General features: G+C 41.3%; 22 protein-coding genes. 10 read left to right on the top strand and 12 right to left on the bottom strand.

The window, feature by feature from the left end:
• Nucleotides 1–49: 49 nt before the first annotated feature.
• On the top strand, nt 50–1,006 hold the full coding sequence (locus L1070_RS02715) for a carbohydrate kinase (protein ID WP_237124382.1): 957 nt from the start codon (nt 50–52) through the stop codon (nt 1,004–1,006).
• 46 nt (nt 1,007–1,052) lie between these two features.
• On the opposite strand, the gene L1070_RS02710 is transcribed toward L1070_RS02715, so the two are convergent.
• The 3 genes from L1070_RS02710 to L1070_RS02700 all read right to left on the bottom strand — a co-directional run bounded on the left by L1070_RS02710 (nt 1,053) and on the right by L1070_RS02700 (nt 5,906).
• Nucleotides 1,053–1,559 (bottom strand): YcgN family cysteine cluster protein, encoded by a 507-nt coding sequence (locus tag L1070_RS02710; protein WP_070982919.1) that lies wholly within the window; start codon nt 1,557–1,559, stop codon nt 1,053–1,055.
• Between the two features lie 65 nt (nt 1,560–1,624).
• A complete protein-coding gene (locus L1070_RS02705; protein ID WP_237124381.1) occupies nt 1,625–3,514 on the bottom strand; it encodes a sensor histidine kinase in 1,890 nt (629 codons plus the stop codon).
• Nucleotides 3,515–3,767: 253 nt separating this feature from the next.
• On the bottom strand, nt 3,768–5,906 hold the full coding sequence (locus L1070_RS02700) for a hypothetical protein (RefSeq protein WP_237124380.1): 2,139 nt from the start codon (nt 5,904–5,906) through the stop codon (nt 3,768–3,770).
• 792 nt (nt 5,907–6,698) lie between these two features.
• On the opposite strand from L1070_RS02700, the gene L1070_RS02695 reads away from it, so the two are divergent.
• The 5 genes from L1070_RS02695 (at nt 6,699) to L1070_RS02675 (ending at nt 12,015) form a co-directional block, all read left to right on the top strand.
• On the top strand, nt 6,699–7,847 hold the full coding sequence (locus L1070_RS02695) for a Na/Pi symporter (RefSeq protein WP_237124379.1): 1,149 nt from the start codon (nt 6,699–6,701) through the stop codon (nt 7,845–7,847).
• Nucleotides 7,848–8,001: 154 nt separating this feature from the next.
• Nucleotides 8,002–8,946, top strand: coding sequence for a hypothetical protein (locus tag L1070_RS02690; protein WP_237124378.1), 945 nt, complete (start codon nt 8,002–8,004; stop codon nt 8,944–8,946).
• A 173-nt stretch (nt 8,947–9,119) separates the two neighbouring features.
• Complete coding sequence (locus tag L1070_RS02685) at nt 9,120–9,665, top strand: MarR family transcriptional regulator (protein WP_070982924.1); 546 nt, start codon at nt 9,120–9,122, stop codon at nt 9,663–9,665.
• A gap of 15 nt (nt 9,666–9,680) precedes the next feature.
• Complete coding sequence (locus L1070_RS02680; protein WP_237124377.1) at nt 9,681–11,024, top strand: cytochrome ubiquinol oxidase subunit I; 1,344 nt, start codon at nt 9,681–9,683, stop codon at nt 11,022–11,024.
• Nucleotides 11,017–12,015, top strand: a complete 999-nt coding sequence (locus L1070_RS02675) for a cytochrome d ubiquinol oxidase subunit II (RefSeq protein WP_070982926.1) — start codon at nt 11,017–11,019, stop codon at nt 12,013–12,015. Before L1070_RS02680 ends, L1070_RS02675 begins: the two co-directional genes overlap by 8 nt.
• Nucleotides 12,016–12,157: 142 nt before the next feature.
• Here the strand turns inward: L1070_RS02675 and L1070_RS02670 are convergent, their stop codons facing one another.
• The gene (locus tag L1070_RS02670; protein ID WP_237124376.1) at nt 12,158–13,174 is read right to left on the bottom strand and encodes a lytic murein transglycosylase; all 1,017 of its coding nucleotides are present in this window, start codon (nt 13,172–13,174) and stop codon (nt 12,158–12,160) included.
• On the bottom strand, nt 13,167–13,448 hold the full coding sequence (locus L1070_RS02665; protein WP_070982928.1) for a YcgL domain-containing protein: 282 nt from the start codon (nt 13,446–13,448) through the stop codon (nt 13,167–13,169). Before L1070_RS02665 ends, L1070_RS02670 begins: the two co-directional genes overlap by 8 nt.
• Before the next feature lie 203 nt (nt 13,449–13,651).
• Here L1070_RS02665 and minC point away from each other — a divergent pair, with 203 nt between their 5' ends.
• Genes minC through minE form a run of 3 tightly spaced genes read left to right on the top strand, consistent with a single transcriptional unit; the run spans nt 13,652 to nt 15,448 of the window.
• Nucleotides 13,652–14,362, top strand: coding sequence for a septum site-determining protein MinC (gene minC / locus L1070_RS02660; protein WP_237124375.1), 711 nt, complete (start codon nt 13,652–13,654; stop codon nt 14,360–14,362).
• Between the two features lie 5 nt (nt 14,363–14,367).
• Entirely contained in the window at nt 14,368–15,177 is an 810-nt protein-coding gene (gene minD, locus L1070_RS02655) for a septum site-determining protein MinD (RefSeq protein ID WP_237124374.1), read from the top strand.
• A gap of 1 nt (nt 15,178) precedes the next feature.
• Entirely contained in the window at nt 15,179–15,448 is a 270-nt protein-coding gene (gene minE / locus L1070_RS02650; protein ID WP_070982931.1) for a cell division topological specificity factor MinE, read from the top strand.
• 82 nt (nt 15,449–15,530) lie between these two features.
• Here minE and rnd read toward each other — a convergent pair whose 3' ends face one another.
• The 3 genes from rnd to L1070_RS02635 form a co-directional block, all read right to left on the bottom strand.
• Nucleotides 15,531–16,661, bottom strand: a complete 1,131-nt coding sequence (gene rnd / locus L1070_RS02645) for a ribonuclease D (RefSeq protein WP_237124373.1) — start codon at nt 16,659–16,661, stop codon at nt 15,531–15,533.
• Nucleotides 16,662–16,717: 56 nt separating this feature from the next.
• On the bottom strand, nt 16,718–18,370 hold the full coding sequence (fadD, locus tag L1070_RS02640; RefSeq protein ID WP_237124372.1) for a long-chain-fatty-acid--CoA ligase FadD: 1,653 nt from the start codon (nt 18,368–18,370) through the stop codon (nt 16,718–16,720).
• Nucleotides 18,371–18,490: 120 nt separating this feature from the next.
• Nucleotides 18,491–19,342: an alpha/beta hydrolase gene (locus L1070_RS02635; protein WP_237124371.1), complete on the bottom strand. Its 852-nt coding sequence runs from the start codon at nt 19,340–19,342 to the stop codon at nt 18,491–18,493.
• Between the two features lie 212 nt (nt 19,343–19,554).
• On the opposite strand from L1070_RS02635, the gene L1070_RS02630 reads away from it, so the two are divergent.
• Entirely contained in the window at nt 19,555–20,847 is a 1,293-nt protein-coding gene (locus L1070_RS02630) for an alkaline phosphatase (protein ID WP_237124370.1), read from the top strand.
• A gap of 21 nt (nt 20,848–20,868) precedes the next feature.
• Here L1070_RS02630 and L1070_RS02625 read toward each other — a convergent pair whose 3' ends face one another.
• From L1070_RS02625 to L1070_RS02610, 4 genes are all read right to left on the bottom strand, one after another.
• Nucleotides 20,869–22,893, bottom strand: a complete 2,025-nt coding sequence (locus L1070_RS02625) for an EAL domain-containing protein (protein WP_237124369.1) — start codon at nt 22,891–22,893, stop codon at nt 20,869–20,871.
• A gap of 92 nt (nt 22,894–22,985) precedes the next feature.
• Nucleotides 22,986–23,279, bottom strand: coding sequence for a hypothetical protein (locus tag L1070_RS02620; protein ID WP_070982936.1), 294 nt, complete (start codon nt 23,277–23,279; stop codon nt 22,986–22,988).
• A gap of 39 nt (nt 23,280–23,318) precedes the next feature.
• On the bottom strand, nt 23,319–24,005 hold the full coding sequence (tsaB, locus tag L1070_RS02615) for a tRNA (adenosine(37)-N6)-threonylcarbamoyltransferase complex dimerization subunit type 1 TsaB (protein ID WP_237124368.1): 687 nt from the start codon (nt 24,003–24,005) through the stop codon (nt 23,319–23,321).
• Nucleotide 24,006: 1 nt separating this feature from the next.
• On the bottom strand, nt 24,007–25,833 hold the full coding sequence (locus L1070_RS02610) for an ATP-dependent DNA helicase (protein ID WP_237124471.1): 1,827 nt from the start codon (nt 25,831–25,833) through the stop codon (nt 24,007–24,009).
• Nucleotides 25,834–25,886: the final 53 nt, after the last annotated feature.

Raw genomic sequence — 25,886 nt, 5'->3', positions numbered from 1 at the left:
GCGTATGCTATCAAGCGCTGTGCATCGTCCTTTTATAAGAGCAATAAATATGAGTGTTATCTGTTTTGGTGAAGCCCTAATAGATTTACTGTCTGATGACAAAGCCCCTGAATCATTCACAAAATACGCAGGTGGTGCTCCGGCAAATGTCGCTGTTGCAGTGGCAAAACAGGGAATTAAGGCCAGTTTTTGTGGCATGTTTTCTAACGACAGCTTCGCAGAGTTTTTACTCTCTGAGCTTCACAATTATGGTGTCGATACTCAATATAGCCACCGTACAGATAAAGCAAAAACAGCGTTAGCATTTGTGTCTTTAGATGAGCGTGGTGAACGCAGCTTTAGCTTTTATCGCTCACCTTCAGCTGACTTGCTTTTTAGAGCACAAGACTTCACGCCCGAGGTTTTTATCAACCATCGCATCTTACATGTTTGTAGTAATAGCTTGAGCGAAGCCAATATTTATAAGGCAACCATCTATGCTCTTAGCCAAGCTAAAAGCCACAGTATGGTGTGTAGTTTTGATATAAACCTAAGACTTAACTTATGGCCATCGCAAAGATATATCATTGACCGCCTATGGCATGTCATTGCTTTATCGGACATTGTGAAATTATCGCAACAAGAGTTGGACTTTTTGCACCAACATAGCCACACAGAGCATGGGCAAAATAAGACTATTGACGCAATACTCGCTACCAACACCAAGTGTATCATCGTTACAGATGGTGCCAAACCAATCAAATGCTATACCAACTCATGTCAGTTTCAGGTTTTACCGCCCAAAGTGGAAGCAATCGATACAACCGCAGTTGGTGACGCTTTTGTTGGTGGTTTTCTAAGTCAACTTAGCAAACACGAAAGCCCCTCAATGGCACTGACTTGCGAACCCTTCTTAACCAGTGCGATTAACTATGCAAGTCGATGTGGCGCATACGCCGCAACTATAAAGGGCGCGTTTAGTTCAATACCAAGTGGTGAACAAATACTCGATGAGAGAACACCGTAATACTTGCTCTCGCAGACGTAATTATTTTAAGGGCAGCTTGTTAAGTTCAATCGCAGTCAAATGTGGGCCAATCGGCCACATAATCCTCAAACTCATGTTCCATATCAACTGTGTTGTCTTTAGTAACGCGGCCTCTTACGCTAATACCCTGTTCGTGCATTTTATCTTTACTGCCATTGTTGAGCAGTGGATGCCAGCTTGCAAGGCCCCTGCCCTCATGCAAGCGTCGGTAACTGCAACTTTGTGGCATAAAAAATATATCTTTTAAATTTTCTTTGGTAAGTTTTACACATGAGGGAACAAGCTGTTGGCGTTCACTATAGCGTGTACAACCACACGTGTTTTCATCAATGTATTGGCAAACGAGGCTGGTATAAATCAGGCTCTCACCTTCACGTAAAAAGTCGGTGCTCGCAAACGCTTCATCATCTTCGTGATCGCTATCAATGAAGGTATTTAGACAACATTTTCCGCACCCATCACAAATGGCTTCCCACTCCTGCTGGTTCATTTGCGCTAACGGTTTGGCCTGCCAAAATGGTTGGTTGTTCATACTAAATACTTCATCATTACAAGATCAATGCAAAGTTTACTTAAATCGTCGCTAATTAGCAAAGATCACGCAAATTCATAGGCAAATGATTTAGGCAATTTGAACTCTATCGTCACGCCTCCAAGTGCGCTGTTGTAAGATGTAATTTCGCCATGATGCGCGTCTATCAACTTTTTACATATAGCCAGACCCATTCCCTTACCACCTAGCGTACTGTTACGGGATGGTTCTTGACGGAACAAAGGCTCAAACAATAACTGGTGTGCATCAAAAGTGAGCGGCTCGCCTGAATTTTCAATACGTACAATTAGGTTTTTCTCAGTCTCTATAAAGCTCAATTGTATTTGTACTGAACTACCACCAAACTTTAGTGCGTTAGCAATGGCTTCATCGATCACTTGCTTAATTGCTTTTGTATCCATACTGATAGTGCTGTGGCCATTGAGTTCACTGTGTACGCTAAAACAGTGATGATGGCTGTCTATCGTTCTGCTACAACTGTCCGTAACTTGTTGAATAAAAGGCTCCAACTGAATAGGTTCAATGTTCAATCCATAGTGCAAATCTTTTGAGTCACTGACCAGCATCAAAGTATTAATAAACTCATTCAACTCATCGATTTTATCGTGTAGCTTTTTATATGACTCATGTACATTATCCACAATATTATGTTGTAAGGACTCAACTTGAATCTTCATTACCGTTAACGGTGTTCTCAGTTCATGGGATAAATCAGTAAACAGGCGCAGCTCATTTTTCTTACTTTGCTCGGAATTTTGTAATGACACCTGTTGCTCTTGCAATACAGTTTCATTAAGTGAACTCACTTGCTTTTGCAGGTGATAAACTAGTTGGTATTGTACTGACTTATGCTGCACCGCCATGGCAACCGTAAACAGACAGACCTCTATTAGATAGCCAACTTTGATATACGTCGATATATCAAAGTTGGCGAAAATATTACCAAAGCTCGCACCTAAGATAGCTAAAATATTCACAAACAGTACATGATTGAACAAGCTCACCGCAAAAATTTTGATGCCCGGCGCATGTTGCTTCATACACCAGTAACAAGTGTATAAAAATACCGGAATGATCAATGAACTAGCAAGAAGATTGTAGAAAACTGACTGTAGCCACAACGCAACAGGAACTAGGGCGCAGTAAATCAGCAATGATCCGATGTAAATTTTATCCAATGTCGGATGATGATACTTAAGCTGCAAAAAGCTACGTACAAAAAGAATATGGAGTATTGGTACTAACACCATCAAAACAATGGAAAACATGTTAGAGAACTGCCCAACTTCAGGCCAAAAGTACTGATATGTAAACCCAGCCATATCAATCACAATAAACAAAAACATACTGGTCCAAATCGCATAAAATACATTTGTTAAATTACGATTGAAGAACAGGTTTACAATAACAATCAATAGAATTGCTAAAACTATTCCTACGATTATGGCGTTGTTTAACACGCTCATTTGCATAGTCTGGATAAAGTTTTTGGGGCTATGAATGCGGATGTTTGCAGGTGCGTTTGCAAAGGTCTGGTACTTAATATAAAGCGTTTTGCTCTGCTTAGGGGAAATTTCTATTGGAATATACAGTTGTGGGTGCTTAAATGGCCTGTCAGTAAATTTACTTGATTCATTTAGACTTATTATCTCACCGTTTTGTGATTGCCAATACATTTCCAGCACCGGTAAACGGGCAAAGCCAAATGACACATACCAAGTTGGCTCCTGAGTATGATTAGTTATATCTACCTTAGCCCACTTCCAGTAACCTTTTGGGTTCGGCTTTTGTATCTCATACGGCTTTAGTAAATGAGATAGAGGCTGTAATTGCTCTACACTTCTAATTTGCTTGTTATAGTCATGAAAAAACAACCCATACTTTTTCAGCTCATACTCGCTTTGACTTGGGGACAGCTCTAACGCATCAGCCATGACCAAAAAACTGGTAAAGCAGTTGAGTAAAAGCAAAATAATATAACGTAGTTTCATACACTAAAGTAGATTAACTTGATTAAGCACAGCCTAACGAAAGAAAATGTAGTAAATATGGAGAGATATGTATTACTGATTAATATTTTACAAAACAAGTAATACTAAAGGACTATCCACGAACGAAATCTTGCTATTGTTATATACAAAAAAGGCGCGTATTTCACGCGCCTTGAGACAAACTTCATAATAACCGTTATTCCAATGTTACGCTTGCTGAGTCTGTTGGCATGATTGCTTGAGAGCCATCATCATCTACAACCGTAGCAGTCACGTTATTCACGTGAGGCGAGCTGGTCACAACTGCAGTGAATTCACAGCTATAGGTGTCTCCGGTTTGTGTAGCAGGTTGCATAACTTGTGGCACTGAACAGGTTGTTGACTGAATGCTACCTGCGACAACGGTAATATCACCAAACATATCATCTGTTAGTTGCGTTACCGTCAGTGCTTCTGAGTCAGAATCATTCGATACGCTAACCTGATATGTCACAACCGCTTGAGTTGCTGTTTTTACAAGGCTAGCCGCTGGCGGTGTATTGAGGATATTTACCGTTGCATCATCCACTGCAGATACAACTTCTCCATCGTCATCTAGGCCGGAAACAGAGACTACATTGGTAACAGATGTGTTGCCATTTCCAGCAACATAAGTGGTCAAGTTACACGAATATGAACCGCTTGGTGCAATAACTTGCGGTAAGCTACAAGTACCTTGACCTGCAATTGAGCCAAGCTTGTCATCATCAGCTACATCGATTGTTACTGAATCAACTAATGAAGTATTGTTGATAGTGTAAGTGTAAGTAACATTCGCCCCAGGTTCATCGAATGACGATGGAGAAGCCGTTTTAATCACTTCAATGCTAGATGGCGTATTGAGAATAATCACGGTTGCTGAATCACTCGCACTCACCGCATTACCTTCGTCATCTGCGCCAATTGCTGTGATCGTATCGGTTTCTGAGTCACCTGCATTACCGCTTACTTGAGCTGAGAATGTACAGCTGTATTGAGCCCCCACATTTATCACTTGCGGTACAGCACAGTCACCTTGACCATTTAAGTCACCATGAATGTTATCTACCAAAGATGTGATAGTGATTGGATCCGAACTTGCTGCACTGGTATTATCAATCACCGTTGTGAAGCTAACCAACCCTCCTGGTTCTGGTAATTGAGTAGGTGACGCAGTTTTTACTAATGTAATACTTGGTGCAGAATCAATAATAGCGACTTGCGCGGTATCGTCACCACTTAATGCATTACCGTTGTCGTCAACACCACTTGCTGTAACAACATCTATTTCCACATCGCCCGCGTTACCCACAATACTGGTTGTGAATTGACAAGTATACGTATCAATACCACCAGGGTTACGGTCATCCGATGGGATCACTTGAGGCACACTACATGTGGTACTCAAAATGTCATCGTGGCCTGCCGTCGTAATATCACCATAAATGCTATCCGTTAATACGTTTAGTGTTACATTATTTTGTGGGTCAATACCGACATTGGTTACAGATACAGTGAATGTAGCGTTACCGCCTGGCTCGAGCAAGGTTTCAGGGGTCACTGATTTGTTGACTAACAACTCTGCCGGTGGCACTGCGATTGGAATATTAAAGGTATTATCACACTTACATTTTGATGGAGAACCTGGATATGCGTCGCTTGGATTAACACACAGCTCGTTTGCACCAGACTGACGCCAACTCGTACAATAAGGCAGATTTAACTGACCATCATTATCTGGGTCCACACAGGTAGCTGTCAGCGTAAATGTCGGTGACAGTGGGTTGAAATCTGGCTTGCTGATATCGCCACACTCATCTTGTACACCCGATGGACCAGTGGTTCCCGGGAATGGATCATTCGTACCATCTAAATCAAGCCAAGGTGGAGTTGGTGCAAATGGCAAAGTTGAAATACTACATTGACCACTTTGTGCGCCGTCATTGTTTGGATCGCCGTCAGTTACAAAGTAAATACCTATGTCATGACGCTCTTTTGAAGTTGTTTCGATATCAAATGTTGCTGTGAATTGCACTGTATCTCCTTGATACGCACAGCCATCATCTAATATTTCCAACATCGGAGTACCATCTGGATTACTCGACACCCCAGCCACTTTTACGTCATTTGCTGTACATTGCACTGCAAAACCTGCGGTCTCTTCCATACAACCTGCAAACTCAGTACCTAAAGCATGCGCGCTATTAAAAGAAATAGCACTTATCAAAGCAAATGTACTTAATGCGACACTTTTCAGGCATGACCCCGATGTTGTCCACTTAGGCTTGCTCACAAAACAATTTATACCTTTAAACATTTCATATACTCCTTCACTAAACCATTTGTATACCAGACCTTTACCTCTGGTAGGGATCTTTAATGACCATTAAGCGGGATAGCTCAACAGCATCAAATATTCCCCACGCTCATAGACTCGACCACCAAACGCGCAGGAAACAATACTTTATTACTAACTGAGTGATTCTCTATGCTTTAACCCTCACATGCGAATAAAGAATTAGATAGCTTTGCTAACGCATTAGGTAAAAACAAAATATTCAGTTAGCGTTCATCTATATAAAGCATAGATCAACACACTATAAATACATTTTTTTTACATTTGGCACACAAAAATGAACAGAACTGCTGATAAACAAACAGAAATTTGAGATTAAAATGCTGTAAACTGAATAATGCTGCACTTTTTGCAACTCAATGTGCATAACTCAACACTTTGTTTTATCGCAGCAAACAACTTAATATTTACAATAAATTTATTTCGATAAACGATACGCTTGAAGACGCCTCTATGTGGTAACGCCCTATTTAGGGACAATGAAAATATTTATGTTTTTTTTGATTTAAAACAAAAATAACACTAAAGGATTAGAATTGATTATTAAAAAGGTACACCCAAGTACAAGCGCAAACCTTAGCCAACGCTTTTCATCAAATTAAAATAAGTCAAACGACTTTGGCGTTTCCGTACTTTGAGTACCTACTTCATTGAAAAAAACGCATAAGTGAAATATTTCTGTAACAATCTCATGTTTAAATCCGCGTCCTTGAAATAAAAACATCATCAAATTGTCATATTTGATGCAGGACAATGAGAAAATCTATGCGAAACTCCGCACACTCTGGCTTATATAAGTTCTTAAACTGGGCAGCTATCGTTTTATTGGTTTACGCCGTTTTGGTAGCCGTTGGTACAGTCAGCGGTGGCTTTAAGCTTGCCTCTGGTGGCAGCGATGGCGCCAAAGAAATCTTTGCATTTGCAACAAACCCATTTGTCGCACTACTGCTCGGAGCGCTTGCTACAGCTTTAGTACAGTCTTCATCGACTGTGACCTCTGTCATCGTTGGTTTAGTCGCAGGCGGCCTACCTATCGCTATCGCAATTCCTATGGTCATGGGTGCAAACATAGGCACAACCATCACAAACACGTTGGTTTCGATTGGTCACATCAGATCTAAAGATGAGTTTCAACGTGCTTTTGCAGCATCGACTGTTCACGACTTTTTTAACCTGATTGCTGTCGCTATCTTCCTACCGCTAGAAATCATGTTCGGCATACTACAAAAACTAGCCGCTAGCTTGTCTCATATGTTTGTTGGTGACGCGGACCTGTCGTTGAAAAGCTATAACTTTATCAAGCCTCTAGTTAAGCCGACTGTAGGTGTAATCAAAGATGCCCTGAGCTTTCTAGATGGTAAATTACTGGGTGTAGCGATGGTAATTGCAGGTATCGGCCTTATTTTATTCGCTGTAACTGCGCTTGGTAAACTGCTTAAAAAGGCGTTAGTAGGCCGTGCAAAAGACATACTTCATAGCGCATTAGGACGTGGGCCTCTTGCTGGTATTGGTTCAGGTGCAGCAGTTACAATAATGGTGCAATCGTCATCAACAACCACCAGCTTAATGATCCCGCTTGCTGGCAGTGGTGTATTCACTACGCGTCAAATTTACCCATTCACTTTGGGCGCTAATATTGGTACAACTATCACAGCTCTACTTGCAGCTACGTCAATCACAGGACCTGCAGCTGAAGTTGCATTAACTATCGCTTTAGTCCACGTGATGTTTAATGTGCTGGCAGTTGCGCTTATTTATGGCATTCCAGTGCTAAGAGAGCTGCCACTAACATGCGCAGAAAAACTTGCCCAAATTGGCGCTAATAACAAAAGTGCAGCGCTGGGTTATGTACTTGGGTCTTTCTTTATCTTACCTGGCATCATCATGATCGCCGTAAGATAACGCCAATTTAGCCAACTAACGCCGCGCTCTAGCGGCGTTTTTTAATCTTTCCTTACCTAATCTATATCCAGTTTTTATTTGTTCAAAAACAAAACCATGGTACTTTAGCCAGCCCGAATAATGGGACAATAAAATCATCGAAAAGGAAAAAAGAATGAACAAACACAAAGCCTTTGGATTTGGGCTAGTAGCCGTATGTGCATCGGTATGTAGCGCTAGTTTTGCACAAAGTTTGACGGAGCAATACCCTGTAAGTGAACACATCCAGCTAAGCGACGGTACGCTTGTGTCAATGCCTTTCCATGTGTCTGGCAATCTAACCACTGCATTTTTATCAATTATCAACACCAAACAATCAGCTAAATTTATAGCTAATAAAGCGTTCGAACCCATTGAGATAGAGTGCGATGGTAAGGGCACTAATCAAAGTATTGGTGTGCTATATTTCCAAGATATTACATCCAGCCCTGTTGGTGCATACGCTGAAACCGTCAATACAATTGCCGTAAAACGTAAATCAGCGCCTGAACTTGAGCTACCATGTTTACCTGTTTACGCCAGCAATCAAGAGAAGATGTCGTATTTATTGGCTGCACAACAGATCATGGCACAGGCAAATTCGGTCAATATGCAACAGAATTTACCCTCTGACTATGCAATGTATAATCAGGATCTAGAGCTCAATAACCCCTCGGCTATTCGTGCTGGTATCGAAATTTGGGGCTACCCCAAATCACTAGCCGATTTTAGTTATCGCATAAGCGAACATTATGTTGATCTACAAGTGACCAATATTCCTGATTACACTCCTGTCATCGAGTTAAGTTACTTGAGAAAGGTGGGCATGCAAACCCCACTTTATAGTGTTGGCGATAACGTTTTACCACAGCGTTTTCAACCAAGCAGTGATAAACATGCTCAATTGCCTGGTATTTTGAGTTCGGAATCTGGTTGGGTACAACCTTTCATTGGTTATTTCTGGGCAGGCCACTCTAGTAGTAAAACAGCCAAAGCACTCAGAAAAACTGAGTTTTATCCTGTCGCAGTCGTTGAATATACCCAAGTAAAAGGCACAGCTTTGCCGCTTTACACAAAATAATGATGCATTGGGACTTAAAACTTTAAGTCCCTTCTTTAAATATCCCGTTCGCCCATTCTTACAACTCTACCTCTTTTGCCTTGAATACTTTCCATAGCGCAAAAAATACTACTTGATCTCAATCAACGCTCTCTATATATTAAAGTTTCAATAATTACTGAAACTTTAGAAATATGATTTTATCTCCGAAAATTGAAAACTTTGTACTTCATTGCGGCGAGATGGGAAGTCGCTGGGGCTTTAACCGCACCATAGGACAAATGGTAGGCCTACTAGTCATTCACGAACAACCTTTGACCGCTAATGAGATAGCCGAGTCACTAAAAATCAGTCGAGGCAATGTCAGCATGGGTATCAAAGAATTGCAGTCTTGGCAGCTAGTCAAAGTGACACATATTCCCGGCGATAGGAAAGAATACTATGCGCCCAGTGGCAGTATCTGGGACCTTGCTAATCGTGTTTTTGAAGAACGCAGGAAACGCGAGATTGACCCAACACTTTCACTTTTACGCGATCAGATCCTTGATGGCCCCAACTCTGCGGAGGAGGAATACGCACAAAACCAAATCCAAGCTATTCATGACCTATTAGAGACCGTTACAAAATGGTCAGCAGAGTTACAACGTCTATCCCCAGAGCAATTGCAGACACTAATGAAGCTAGGTTCTTCTGTTGGAAAAGTGATTGATTTAAAGGATAAGTTACTTAAGAAATCTTAATCGCCGAGGTGCGTCATGCTTGATACCTTGCTGTTGTCGCGAATTCAGTTTGCTGCAAACATTAGTTTTCACATTTTATTTCCCACCATTACCATCGCGTTAGCATGGTTTTTAGTTTATTTTAAAATTAGATACGACCAGACCCAACACCCTGTATGGCTCCGCGCTTATCGCTTTTGGGTTAAAATTTTTGCCCTTACCTTCGCCCTTGGTGTTGTCAGTGGTATCACCATGTCATTTCAATTCGGCACAAACTGGCCAGGCTTCATGGAAAAGGTGGGTAATATTGCTGGCCCGTTGCTTGGCTATGAGGTGTTAACGGCGTTTTTTATGGAAGCCACATTTCTTGGCGTCATGCTATTTGGAATGAAACGTGTTTCTGCAAGAGTTCATACACTATCAACGGTAATCGTTGCAATAGGCACCAGTCTCTCAGCATTTTGGATTCTATCTCTAAATTCTTGGATGCAAACACCATCTGGGTTTGAGGTACGCGATGGTGTAGTATTCCCAACCGACTGGTTTTTGGTCATATTTAACCCTTCATTCCCCTACAGGCTTTCACATACGCTGCTAGCCAGTGGCTTAACCGCCGCATTTCTGATTGCAGGTGTTAGCAGTTATAGACTGTTAAAAGGTGATGATAAAAAAGCGCCTCAGCTGACCCTAAAAGTGTCATTAACTGTTGCTGCACTGCTTGCACCGCTACAAATGTTTGTCGGCGATTTACATGGTTTGAATACCTTTGAGCATCAGCCACAAAAAGTAGCTGCAATGGAAGGCGTTTGGGAAACTGAAAAAGGCGCCCCCCTCCTCCTGTTTGCTATTCCTAACGAACAAACCAAATCTAACAATTTTGAAATCGCTATTCCCAATATGGCGAGCATTATTTTAACTCATGATAAAAATGGTGAAATCAAAGGACTAAATGAATTTCCTGATGCGACTCCACCTGTAAAGCCTGTCTTTTTTGGTTTTAGAATTATGGTGGGCATGGGTATGTTAATGATTGTCGTTGCACTATATTTTCGCTTTACGCTGTGGCGTAATAATACGCTTGCGCCTTGGCAGCTTAAGACACTCATCGCCATGACCTTTTCTGGATGGATAGCCACACTGTCTGGGTGGTATGTAACAGAAATTGGTCGCCAACCCTACCTCGTATCTGGTGTGCTACGCATTGAAGAGGCCGTCACTCAAGTGGCCAGCGATAATGTGCTTATCTCCCTCATAGCTTATTTAACTGTGTATGTGCTGCTACTTATCGCCTACGTTCGAACGCTTTTCTACACTGCTGACAAATCTGTTGAAGTTGAAGAATACCAAAAACCCTCCATTGAGGAGAATGTTTATGCTTGATGCACAAATGCTGTCTTTCGTTTATGCCTCGCTGATGGCGCTGGCTATTTTACTCTACGCTGTATTAGATGGTTACGACTTAGGCGTTGGGATCTTACTGCCAACGGATAATGAGCACCATGCTGACTCAATGATTGCGTCTATTGGTCCATTTTGGGATGCCAATGAGACTTGGTTAGTGTTGGCAGTTGGCTTGGCACTTATCGCCTTTCCCGCTGCCCATAGCATGATACTGCAAGCGCTTTATTTGCCTATCACGGTTATGCTTATAGGTCTTATTATTCGTGGGGTTGCCTTTGACTTTAGAGCCAAAGCAAAAATTAAACGTAAGTCTATGTGGAACAAACTTTTTAAAATCGGCTCTATCATCAGCGCTTTCACACAGGGTTATATGCTAGGTTTGTACGTTATGTCATTTGAACAAAGCGTGCTTGCCTTTATATTCGCATGTCTCAGCGGTATTGGTGTAGTGGCTGCCTATGCTTTAATTGGCGCTGCGTGGCTCGTTTTAAAAACACAAGACGAATTACAACTAAAAGCCATCGCTTGGTGCCAGCTTGCAACACGTATGGCCTTTTTTGGTGTCATGGCAGTATCTGCAATCAATCCTATTATCAACCACAGTGTTTACGTACGTTGGTTTGAGTCAGAGATCCTACTGCTATTACTTCCTATGCCCATAGTCTGCCTTGTAATGTTTGTATTGCTTGACCGCGTATTATGGAAATTAAAGCACCAGCCTAGCGTTGGTAGTTGGCTGCCGTTTCTGATCTCTTGCGTGATCTTTATTTTATGTTTCTTTGGCTTACTTTACAGCTTCTACCCTTATGTTGTGCCGGGAAAGCTCACTATTTTTGAAGCCCTTGCGGCACCTGAATCTCTACGATTCTTATTCTATGGCGTTGTAGTAGTCGTTCCGACCATTTTGGCTTATACAGCGTTTTCGTACCGAGTTTTTTGGGGAAAAGTTCAACCACTTTCATATTACTGACATCGAAGCTTAGTAAAAGAACATATAGGAATTCATTACACACTTGTAGGCATTTAAGCCGTAACAAAAAGGCAGCATGTTGGAATGCTGCCTTTTTTATGTCAAGTGAGCGTACGAACAGGCCATACCGCGCCTGTGAGTTTTATAACTTCGGATACGCTATTCTGTCTGATAAGTATCCAACGCTTGTGGCGAAGTAGTATGAACGGTTCCAGTGCATTAATGCCTTGTAATTATCATACGCTAGATACATTCGACCATTGATATCATCAGGCATTACAAGTGCGGCTGTCACGTCGACTTTCGGTAAATCCGTGCCATCAGCGCGACGTAAACCCAATGCTTGCCAATCAGCCAAGTTACGCTCTGACTCTTTCCAGTAATCAAGCCACTCTTTGCGGGTTTTTGTACCACGTTTAAGAATATATTTATTATCAAAATCATCTGGAAGCTTAACCTGTCTACCCCAAGTCAGATTGTCGTCCCAACCAGCCTGTTTTAGGTAGTTTGCGATTGAAGCAAACGCGTCAACCTCAGTTGTCCAAATATCCTTTCTACCATCTTTATCGTAATCAACCGCATATGAATTGAAAGAGGTTGGCATAAATTGAGTTTGCCCCATTGCCCCGGCCCAAGAGCCTTTAAAATCTTCAAGAGTAATATGACCGGCTTTTAAAATGTCTAGCGCAGCCCATAATTGGCGCTTATACATAGCTTCACGACGGCCATCAAACGCCAACGTCACCAGCGCGCTGATAACAGGGTATCCACCTTGGATACGGCCGAAATTACTTTCCAGTCCCCATAGAGCAACAATAAAACGAGCTTGTACTCCATATTCGTTGGCAATTTTTTCTAGAATTTCTTGATGTTCTTTATATAGCTTACGCGCTTGATTTATTTTCCATTTTGGAACGCGTTTAGGTAGATAGGTTTCTAATGTTTCAACAACTTCAGGCTGGTTTTTATCATTGGTAATGACCTTCTTCTTAAACTTTGCTGTCGAAAATGCTTCGTCTATCAAAGCTTGATCATATCCTTTGGCTTGCGCTTCTACTTTTAACTCAGCGACGTATTTATCGAACTTCTCTTGTGTATTCGCCCAAACAGAGCTAGATAAGCACAATGCACTCACTAGCACAGTTAACTTTTTAATCACTGGACACTCCATTTTGTTTTTTAAATTGATCTAGAAGATTGTCTTCTGGTGGAGGAAGTTGTAAGTAAAATCCTTCACTACTTAACTTGTCCTTAACCAAGGCAATATCTGCGATGCCTAGCTTATCTCTTTTTGATAAATCAAACATCATAACAAACTGTGGACGGCCAAACATGTCCATTAATGGTTCTGGCACTTTAGTAAAATCATCGCGCTTTTCTACATAAAGGTAGGTATCAGCTTTTTTTGAGCTTTTATATACAGCAGTGAGCATTATAACCCTATAAATTCTTGCTTATGTCTAAACGGCACTATACCATGACACTCATTGTATTTGGAAAGTTTTGCGACTTACAAACGTTTATAATACGGGGCCAAAATAACAATTACGCCCTAACAGACTCATTTTTTATTCCACATAAAAAGAATTGATCAGAGACTGTTTAAAGTATTAAGTATGCATTTTATAGAGCGCTTATGTCAGAACAAACATTTGAGTTAAAAGGGAACCTTTTTACCCTGTCTGTGTTGCACTTGTTCTCGGTTGACATCCAACAACTTAGCAAGGCACTAGACGAAAAAATATCTCAGGCACCCAAGTTTTTTATCGGTGCACCGATAGTCATTAACCTCGCCAAATTACAGGATGCCGACGTTGACTTTGTAACGTTGAAACAAACACTGATTGACTTACAGCTCAATCCCGTGGGTATCTGCAACGGAACCGAACAGCACAATGAAGCAGCTAAAGCCGCCACATTATCAGTTTTAAATTACAGTAAAGATAATGCTAAGCCTATCGCTGACAAAACGAGCAACGCTGAAGTGGTAAAAGTTGAAAAAGAAGTTTATTTACCGCCACAAACCGTTCACGCCACCGTTCGTTCAGGTCAACAAATATATGCTAAAAACAGAGACTTGATAGTTATGGGTGCGGTAAGTCACGGTGCAGAAGTAATAGCGGATGGAAATATTCATATTTATGGTACTTTGAGAGGCCGAGCAATTGCAGGAGCTCAAGGATACGATGACGCAACAATTTATTGTCAGCGTCTTGAAGCAGAATTGGTTTCTGTAAATGGTAGCTACTGGATCAGTGATTCTTTACAAGGAGAACATTGGGGACAGGCAGCACAAGTAAAACAAAAAAATGATTCATTAGAAATAACAGCTTTGGTCAAAGGATAAATCACATGGCAAAAATTATTGTCGTAACTTCAGGTAAAGGCGGTGTAGGCAAAACTACGTCTAGCGCAGCTATTGGTACTGGCCTTGCACTTAAAGGCTACAAAACAGCCATCATCGATTTTGATATTGGCCTTCGTAATCTTGACCTGATAATGGGGTGTGAACGCCGAGTCGTTTATGATTTTGTAAACGTTATCAATGGTGAAGCAAATTTAAATCAGGCGCTGATCAAAGATAAGCGCGTTGAGAAGCTATACATACTTCCCGCATCGCAAACGCGAGATAAAGACGCACTGACCAAAGAAGGTGTTGAACGTGTTCTAGGCGAAATGAAAGACAACTTTGACTTTATCATCTGTGACTCGCCAGCAGGTATCGAAGCCGGTGCAATGATGGCGCTTTACTTCGCGGATGAAGCGATTGTAACCACCAACCCTGAGGTGTCATCTGTTCGAGATTCAGACCGAATTTTAGGTATTTTGCAAAGTAAGTCAAAACGCGCTGAGATGGGGTTAGATCCGGTTAAAGAGCATCTACTCCTTACCCGTTATAATCCTGAGCGTGTTGCAAATGGTGAAATGCTATCTGTAGAAGACGTGCAAGAGATCCTGGCAATCGACTTACTCGGTGTTATTCCAGAGTCAAAAGCGGTATTAAACGCCTCTAACTCGGGCCAGCCTGTTGTGCTTGATGGCGAATCAGATGCAGGTCAGGCATATAGCGATGCCATTAATCGTTTATTGGGTGAAATTATCGATTTTCGTTTTCTTGATGTCGAGAAAAAAGGTTTACTAAAACGGATTTTTGGAGGTTAACGTGTCTTTACTTGACTATTTTCGTTCGGAGAAGAAAAGTAGCGCATCGCTTGCCAAGGAGCGTTTGCAGATCATCGTTGCCCATGAGCGTTCAAAAAGAGGCACACCAGATTACTTGCCACAACTCAAGCAAGACATTCTTGATGTGATCCGTAAATATGTAAAAGTTGACTCTGATGCAGTAAACGTACAGTTTGAGCAAAATGAAGATGATTTAGCTGTTTTGGAGCTTAACGTCACATTACCTGATGACGATAAAGAATCGAAATAACCAGATGGTCATTTACAAAATCTACCTGCCGATGCGTTCGTCGTTATCAGCAGGTAGATATTAGGTCTGACGGATTGTTCAATTAAACATCCCAATCTTTGAGTTCTTCCTTAACTAATTCATAGCGCCAAGGCTGCAACAAATCAGGTTTTAGCAAGCAAGCTCGCTCTTCTGCTGTTTTTTTCCAGTTCCAGCTGATCAATTGATTGATTTGCTTTTTGGAAGCTAATACATCGGCTGGTATAGCATTATTCTGAGCAATGTGTTTAATCTTAGTACTTAGCTCTTTTGCCGCTTTTTTATAGTTTGGATAATCGATTAAACGTAATAATTTTTGCGGACACTGTGGCTCTGATATCGATTTTCCTCTTTCTATACACGCTAAGATTTCTTTTCCTGAGCGGTTTACTTCCATCGCTTCGATACCTGGAACATTGCGCAAACCATTAAGCGAAGTTGGGCGACGTTTTGCAACCTCCACCATATTATGTTCTTTAAGCACAAAACTCAGTGCTAAGTTTTTCCTCTCTGCCTTGTTACGTCTCCAAGCTGCTAACTCTTTTAGTACCGCTAAATCTCTCGGTTTCAACTGCCAAGCATTTTTTACATCTAGGTAGACTTGATCATCAGGTACCATAAAAGCACGTTTCTTGGCGACCAATTCACTTTCAGCTATCACAACGTCAATCAAGCCGCTTTCACTCACTTGCTTGTAGATGAATTCAAAACATGGCATCAAATAAAATACATCTGATGCAGCATAGTCCAATTGCTTTTGAGTCAAAGGCCTTTGCAACCAATTGGTGCGAGACTCACTTTTGTCTATTTCAACTTCCAAAATAGTGTTAACCATATTGGCAAACCCAACACAATTGCCCTTCCCTAACACTTGAAGCGCAAACTGAGTATCAAAAATTGGGGATGGCACAAATCCGGCAAACTTTTGAAATACTTCAATATCTTCGGAAGGTGAATGCAATACTTTTAGTATATTTGGGTTTTTGAACACCTCCCACAAAGCTCCTAAGTCCAACTCCAAAAGAGGGTCAATCAAAGCCAAGTGGTTTTGGGAAAATACCTGGATCAATGCAACTTCAGGGTACAAAGTTCGACGACGCATAAACTCCGTATCTAAAGCGACAACCTGGGCATTGGAGATACTATCGACAAACTTGTTTAGCTCATTTTGGGATTGAATAACTTGGTACTGCACTGCGTCTCCTAGACATATTTTTGTTATAAAAAAAGCCGGCTAATGCCGGCTATTCTTTATTCTTTTAAGGCCCTGCGTAGGATTTTACCAACGTTAGTTTTTGGTAGCTCATCTTTGAACTCCACCAACTTGGGTACCTTATAATTAGTCAGATTATCACGACAATGTTTAATTATATCCTTTTCCGTCAAAGAAGGGTCTTTTTTCACGACAAATACTTTAACTTGCTCACCACTGACATCGTGAGGAACGCCAACCGCAGCCACTTCCAACACACCATCATGCATAGCAACAACTTCTTCCACCTCATTTGGGAAGACGTTAAAGCCTGAAACGATGATCATATCCTTTTTACGATCAACGATATAGAAGAACCCTTCTTCGTCATAGGTCGCAATATCACCCGTTGCGAACCAGCCGTCTTTCAAACATTCGGCAGTCGCATCTGGGCGATTATAATAGCCAGCCATAACTTGTGGACCCTTTACGCACAGCTCGCCCGCTTCACCTAACGCAGCTTCCTCGCCATTTTCCAACACGATTTTTAGTTCCGTGCTTGGTGCTGGCAATCCAATCGAGCCATTGTAACCATCTAAATCATAAGGGCAAATCGTAACCAATGGCGCGCACTCAGTTAGTCCATAGCCTTCCATTAGTTTGCTACGTGTAACTTTTTGCCAACGCTCTGCAACTGGGCGCTGAACCGCCATGCCACCACCTAGTGACATTTTAAGGTGTGAAAAGTCTAGCTGGTCGAAACCTGGGGTGTTTAGTAGTCCATTAAATAATGTATTTACACCAGTGATTGCGGTAAACGGGTACTTAGCCAGTTCCTTAACAAATGCAGGCATATCACGTGGGTTAGTGATCAGGATATTGTGTCCACCGTACTTCATAAAGGTTAAGCAGTTCGCAGTTAGTGCAAAAATATGATACAGCGGAAGCGCCGTGATGACGATTTCTTTACCGTTATCCAACACTTTATCTAAACAGCCTGATACTTGCTCAAGATTGCCGACCATATTGCCATGAGTAAGCATTGCGCCTTTTGATACACCGGTTGTACCACCAGTATATTGCAAAAAAGCCAGATCATTTAAATTCACATCTGGTACTTGATATGCGTTAGGATCTGCATTAACAACATCTTTAAATGGAATCACCTGCGGTAAAGAAAACTCTGGCACCATCTTCTTAATGTGTTTAACAACAAAATTAACAAGGTGCTTTTTAACTCCCCCCATCATATCGCCTATCTCAGTTAACACAATGTGCTTAACTTGAGTTTTGGGCAATGCTTTTTCCAGCGTTTGTGCAAAATTAGCAAGGATGAAAATAGCTTTGGTTTCTGAGTCGTTAAGTTGATGTTCTAGCTCGCGTACCGTGTATAGTGGGTTAACATTAACAACCGTACATCCAGCACGTAAAATGCCTAAAATTGCTAGTGGTGTTTGCAGTAAGTTTGGCATCATTACTGCAACTTTATCTCCTTTGCCTAGTTTCAGTGTGTTCTGAAGATAGCTTGCTACAGCTTTAGTTTTTTCATCAACTTGTTTATATGTGAGTGTCTTTCCCATGTTGCTGTATGCGGGTAAAGATGCGAACTCGGTAAAACTTTTGTCAAACAATTCAAGCAATGAGTTGTAATGCTCTGGGTCAATAGTTTCAGGCATACCCTCTGGGTAGCGCTTTAGCCAGATTTTCTCCACTCTTAGCTCCTGTGTTTTAGTTATTTTTTTGATACGTTACCTTAATCTATATAAGGCGCTTTAACAATTGAGCAAATACTCTAATCCGGTGATATTCCCACATTTAGTCGAAATATACAATTATGTTAATGTATTTCTATTCAGATGCTGTTCAATCAAACTAATACATTCTTGGGGATTGTCCATATGGCAATGATGTCCCCCTGAAACTTCTTCAACCCTTATCTGTTTGAACCCATCCATGAATTGCCCACAATTATCTTTAACAAAATCATAGCCCTTCTCACTGACAATCAATAGGCTAGGGGTAACCACTTCTTCTAGCACCGCTTTGGCATGCGCCAAAGAAAATCGCATTGCCGAAGCAGTCTTAAGTCTAGGATCAATCGTTAAGTAAAACCCACCTTCCACTTGTTGTGAGTTTCTTTGCATGAGAAGCGCAGCATCTTTTTGATTAAGGCCCCCTGCTTTACTTCTGGCATTGACCAGTGTTGCAAAGTTTGCATAAAGCCGTTTTTTAAATTTATCACTTGCTTGGCGCTGCTCAAAGGCCTGCAAAATTTGCTGTTTGACTTCTTGTTCTGGTGTACACACCAGCCCAAAGCCTTCTATCATAGTTAAACTTTTAACCCGTTGTGGATACAAAGATGAAAACAATCCACAGATCATTGCTCCCATAGAATGCCCAACCAAGTGGCAACGCTCTAACTCTAAAACATCAAGTATATTCAATAAGTCATAAACATAGTCTACGAAATAATAATGTGCATCAGCAGAGCGCCATTGCGACTTCCCATGCCCTTTTAGATCAATTGAAACCCATTGATATGAATCACTCGCTTTATCAAGCATGGGTGTAAAACTGTTGCTGTTATCAAGCCACCCATGAATACAAAGGACAACTTCACCTTTGTTGTTTGTGGTTTGAGCCGCCATCCCTATTCTGTGTAAGGCATCTATCGCATTTTTCATCCGAGTCACATAAATCTAATATTGTATTGCATACAAATACTTTATCATTACAACTTATAATACGTACAACATTGAGATAAAGATATCTACTTCCATGTATCGATTAGTCAGCCATGCTCTGATGTGGCTGTCATTTTATCTCATTTGTGAATTTTTGAATTAGATCGTTGTATGATATTCAAGATAAACACGGGAATACAAAGGATATTTAAATGAAAAGATCACTCAGTGTGCTTGCCACAAGTATTGTTTTGAGTACCAATGCGTTTGCTGCATCAATGCCAAAGAATATCATTTATATGATCGGTGATGGTATGGGCCCAACCTACACTACGGCATATCGCTATTATATGGATGATAAGAAAACCAAAGAGGTTGAGCCAACCGTATTTGATTCGATATTAGTAGGCATGGCTCACACATATCCAGATGATGATACGGTTGTGACAGACAGCGCAGCCGGCGCAACAGCGCTAAGTACTGGTACAAAAAGTTACAACGGTGCTATAGCGGTAAATACTGAAAAAAAACCTTTAAAAACCATGCTAGAACTGGCAAAAAGTCAAGGTATGACAACGGCGCTTGTAGCAACTTCGCAAATTAATCACGCAACCCCAGCGAGTTTTGCTGCACATAACGAATCTCGTCGCAACTATGATGACATCGCTAATGATTATATTGATAACAAAATCTCCGGTAAGCTACCCGTCGACTTGATGCTAGGTGGCGGAACTAAGTATTTTATTCGTGAAGATAGAAACTTAGTTGAGGAATTTAAAGCCGCAGGTTACGCCTATAGCGACAATATTGATGAGCTTGCCAATATACAGTCCATTCCAGCTCTTGGGCTTTTCGCGCCTGTGGGTATGCCATTTGCGATTGACCAGCACCCTGACCGCTTAGAAAAAATGACTAGTAAAGCTCTGTCTTTGCTGAACAATAAAAACAAGCAAGGCTTTTTTGTCATGGTAGAAGGCAGTCAAATCGATTGGTGTGGCCACGCTAACGATATAGCCTGTGCTATGCACGAAATGCACGATTTTGCCAATGCTATAAAAGTCGCAAAGCGCTACGTTGACGAAAACCCTGATACATTACTCATCGTTACCGCCGACCATTCAACAGGTGGTTTGACGCTGGGTGCTAACGGTCAATATCGCTGGGAAAGTGATGTAATTAAAGGTGTAAGTGCTTCCGCAGAAACCATTGCGAAGCAAATGTTAGCCAGTGATGATATTGCGCCAATTTGGAATACGTCAACAAAGTTACCTTTTGATAATCAAAACAAACTATTGCTTGAACAAGCTAAATCTCAAGGGGAAAAAGAGCTCGCGCAAGCCATAAAGACTATTATTAGCAAAGCGAGTTTCACAGGTTGGACAACCAGTGGGCACACGGCAATCGACGTGCAAGTATTTGCTTATGGTAAAGGTGCAAGCCAGTTCATTGGCTCTCAAAATAACACCCATATTGCGGACAAATTAATTTCATTTATTGAAAAGTAACCAATGATTAGAGGCGGTTACTCAAATCGTCTCTGATTTTGCTAACAGCTCAATTGCCTCATCGATTGGCATTGCTTGGTGGTATAAGAACCCCTGAACACAATCGATATTGGCAGCTTTTACTACTCGTTCTTCTTCCCTTGTTTCAACGCCTTCTGCAACAGTTTTAAAACCTAGCTGAGTACATAGCTGAGCTAAATGTTTATACAAGGTTTCTGATTTAAGGTTATTAGACTCAGGTAATAAACTTCTATCTAGTTTGATGGTGTCAATATTGAGCTTTGACAGTACTGACAAACAAGAATAGCCTGTGCCAAAGTCATCCATTGCACAGCGAATATGATGCCGCTTTAAGTGATTAACTACCTCTATAGTTGTAGCGAAATCCTCAATATAGCTAGACTCCAAGAGTTCAACTTCAACTTGTTCTTCAAAACGAGAAAATGCTTTCACAATCCGTTTATATCCGCCGTTTAGTAGGTTGTCGGGGGATATGTTAAAACTAACCTTTGGCGCGTATCCGGCACTTGCAAACCGTTCAAGGTCAACTTCAAGCTGATCTATCACATAGTTATCGATGACATCTAGTAAATTATGCTTTGCTAACGTGTCTAAAAACCACGGGCCTTGCACTGAGCCATCGCTATAGGTTAGTCTTAACAGTGCTTCAAACCCTATGACTTTATTCGTTTTTAGTGCTATTTTTGGCTGGTAGTAAAGTGTTAACGCACCTTTATTCAACGCGTCCGTCACCTGTTTTAAGCTGTGATGTTCTAGCTGCTTTTCACTATGGTGAATGGCAAACATACTTTCTGCTTTGTCTTCGATTTGGCGTCCAGCCGAATAGCGTTTTACCAGCATATCCAATGCCTTCCCTGACATGCTTTGACGTTGATAGATTTTAAGAAAAGGATAATATATAGCGGCATTCGCAAGCACTAACACCAACTGTAATAACAATGCGCTATAGCTTTGCGTTAATAACCACGCGTTGATAAAAATGGGCGTAAACCAAGGAACTGATTGGTCTGGTATTACTGTAATCACTCCCAATGACAAACAGTAGTAAGCAACAATAGCGTTCAACATAGGTGCCAATAAAAATGGCAATAGTATATATGGGTTAAATACAATAGGCAGCGCGTAGATCATAACCTCACTGATATTGAATACCGCCAGTGGCAAAGATATTTTTGCAATATGCTGCTCATGACGAGCTTCTTTTAATAAAAAACTCGCAATGATAATCCCCCACACGCAGCCAGTGCCGCCAAGTAGAACAAAAACAGAGAAAAAATGATAGTTTTCGACCGATGACCCCAAAAGGTAATGCGTAAAATGAGTAGGAGCTAAAATTTGATAGGTATTATCTCCATGTACGCCTAAAAACCATAACATATGTGAGCTTAGCAGCTGCATAAACAGCTTACCCAGAGCGCTCAACTCTACTTGCGCATTTGATAGGGTTTGCGCAAACCACGTGGCAGTATTGTCAATATATGGATATAACATCAGCGTGATAGTGGTGACTGCCATATAGGGAAAGATTAAATTAATATGTTTTCTTAGGAATAAACTAATAGAACTGACATTAACGATTCTAAATAATTTTATTTGCATTAAATAAGACAATAAATAATTGCAAAATATTGGCATAAACAAGGAATATAATACACCTTGTGTATGGTCAATATGAATACTGTTATTCTCAATATACATGTAACCCGTTGTCGCGGTAAAACAAGTTATTACCAAAATAGGCGCTGCAATAGTATGAACTTTCAAGTTTTTAGCTAAATGGTAAGAGAATGAGATCAAACTAAGTAAAGGAAACAGCCCCCACACAAGTTGATTAAACTGGTTCAAGTATTGGTGTTCAAAACCTTTTGCCGCTATATCAAGCCATTGATTTAAAAGTGTGATTAAAGAGGCAACAATAAAGAAAGGGATGAGTGCAATATACCCCTCTCGTAACGACAATATCATGGTGTTAGCAGATATCTTTACTGCTAGGCGGTTAAACTTGTTTAGTATTGAAGTAGACAAATACAAGACTCGTTTTTTTCTTTAAACAATACCTAGTTTTTTAAAGAATACAAATAGAAGATTTCAATAAGCCTTGAATAATTTTCATTCGTTCAGGCGTATACATTTACGCCTATTAAGCTTTCAATATCGCTGCGACGCTGCTGATTATTGATTGCCATATATGTGCCTATTGCCTTACTGGTCTTAAAATTTGGTTGGTCATATATCGTTGAGGTAAATTCATTTTGCAGTTTCTTTGCAAGCTCAATACCTTTCTCAGATGTTTTGACAAAGCTTACATTTTCGACTGGGTTCGGTACAGACTCAGCCTGCTCACGGGCTTTTTTTATTGCCGGCTTAAGCTGATACGTGTGCTGATTTTGTAAAATTAGTTGCGTCTTCATTGTCTGCACCGAATTAACGACTACTTTAAAAATATAAGATTATTCGCGACCTGGCAACTTTTTCCAAGTTACAGTATCTCTTACATAGTGCGGTTGTGCATCGGCAGCCTTTACGGTCAAGCCATGACTAAACGCAATATCACCAAGTTCAAGCATATAAAAGGCATCTGGTAACCTAATGTCATTGCTAACGACAAGGTTGCAAGGCCCTGCAATTTCAGGATACGCCTGCCAAGCAGTACCCACGGCATTGATAGCGGTCTCGTAATGTTTCACATCCTCTGGGGAGCATACAACTTCGTCCCCAAGTAAATTGATACAACCATCGCTTGCGAGTTCGTACTGAGCAAGATATATCTCCCCCATCCGAGCATCAATACCACTTATAACCTGTTCGACTTTCAACTCACGCACAGCCTGTAGCGCCATTGCTTCTAGTGTTGACACACCCACTAGCGGTAAATCACACGAATAGGCCAATCCCTGCGCTATCGCTACGCTTATGCGAACGCCAGTAAAACTGCCTGGGCCGCGGCCGAATACAATGCCATCTAGGTCTTTTAATTGGCAGTTTGCTTTATCTAGCATCTGTTCAATCTGTGGGAGAATTTTTTGGCTATGCTGCTGCGGACATTCCTCAAAATAGCGATAGGTCTGTCCATTAAAGTACAGAGCCAAGCTCAAAGCTTCGGTTGATGCATCAATTGCTAACAAATTATGTTTCATATTATTTTATATTCTCAAGAAATGTCGTTGCGGTTTCCAGACTGCGTGTACGTTTCATCGCTGGTAAACTCTTTAAAAATGTCTGCCCGTATTTTCGCGTAACTAGCCTATTATCGCAAATGATCAGCACACCTTTGTCAGATTTATCACGGATCAGGCGACCAACACCTTGCTTTAAACTTATCACCGCTTGCGGCAGTTGGATGGTTGTAAAGGGCTCTTTGCCCTGCATTTCTGCATCAGCCATACGAGCTTGCAATAACGGATCATCTGGTGACGTAAAAGGCAACTTATCGATCATCACGCAACTGAGCGCATCGCCTCGTACATCAACACCCTCCCAAAATGACGCAGTGCCTAGCAACACCGCGTTACCATGTCTAACAAATTGCTCTAAGATAATGCGCTTTGACGACTGTCCTTGCATAAAGATAGGATACTCAAGTGCGGTACTGAGCCCTTCGTAAACCAGGTGCATCACGCGATAACTGGTAAAAAGCAAAAAAGTCCTGCCTTTTGCGGCATCAATAACTTGCTTAGCTATTTTCACCAGAGTGTGGGGCATCAAATCATCACCACTTTCGGGCAGATAACGGGGCAAACACAATATGGCTTGATTTTGATAATCAAACGGGCTGGCGACAATACTTTGATGTTGAGGCTTTAAACCCAAACTCGCGTTGAAATGCGCAAGTGAATCATCTACTGATAGAGTCGCTGAGGTAAACACAAAGCTTGCTTTGGTTTTTGCAACAATTTCTTTAAACTTAGCCGAAACATCAAGGGGCGTTATGTGAATCGCAATGTACCTGCGAGACGTTTCGTACCAATAGCTATAGCCTGTTTGCGACACATCAAAAGCGCGCTCCATCTGTCCTTTAAACTTCAATACACGCTCAAAAGGGTGTTCTATTTTATCACTGCGATCTAAGCAAGTTTTCAAGACCTGATATAAAAAATCGAGATCACTTATCACTCGATGCAACGCATCGCATACCGGCTTATTTGCTAAAGCCGCTCGCCAATCGCCTCGACCACCATCAGCTCCAAACGATATCCGCAGGTCTGCAACACTGGTTTCTAACTTGTTTAGTGTTTTACCAAGTTGCAGCATATCAGGTATATCTGATCTGTAAATGAGACGAATGTCATTGATAAGGTCACCAAGTTGTTTTGTACTAAATGACTCTCCGAAGTAATCGCTGGCTATCTGTGGCAACTGATGCGCTTCATCAAACACATAGTTATCCGCCGTTGGCATCAGCTCAGCAAAACCCGAGTCCTTGACCGCCATGTCAGCAAAAAATAGATGGTGATTTATCACCACCAAATCGGCTTCCATCGCTTTTATTCGCGCTTTTCGAATATAACAACTGTCAAAATCTGGGCATTCTTTGCCCAAACAGTTATCCGCTGTAGAATTGACATACGGCAGAACTTTCGCATCTTCCTCGATGCCAACACAATCAGCTAAATCCCCACTGTCAGTTTCAGTAGCAAACTTAGCGACCATTGCTAGCTGATGCATGATGTCTGGGTCGTCACTTGGCACATGCGCCACATGCTGAGATAACCGGTAGGTACATAGATAATTCGCTCGCCCTTTGAGCAAAGCCGTTGTCTTTGCAACTTTCAACGCTTTTTGTAAGGTAGGTAGGTCACGGTGATAAAGTTGCTCTTGCAGTGCTTTTGACCCTGTCGAAATGATTGATTTTTGTTTGCTTAACAGTAAAGGCGCTAAATAAGCAAACGTTTTGCCCGTACCTGTTCCAGCTTCAACAACACATTGACCATTGTCCGCAATGGTTTTTTCTATTGCCTGAGCCATTTCAATTTGCGGTTGCCTTGGCGTGTAGCCACTGAACTGCTGAGCAAGTGGAC

The sequence above is a fragment of the Pseudoalteromonas sp. MMG022 genome (assembly GCF_021654245.1).
Classification (GTDB): Bacteria; Pseudomonadota; Gammaproteobacteria; order Enterobacterales; family Alteromonadaceae; genus Pseudoalteromonas; species Pseudoalteromonas amylolytica.
Note: the sequence above shows the minus strand (reverse complement) of the source record. Positions and strands in the feature narration are given on the sequence as shown.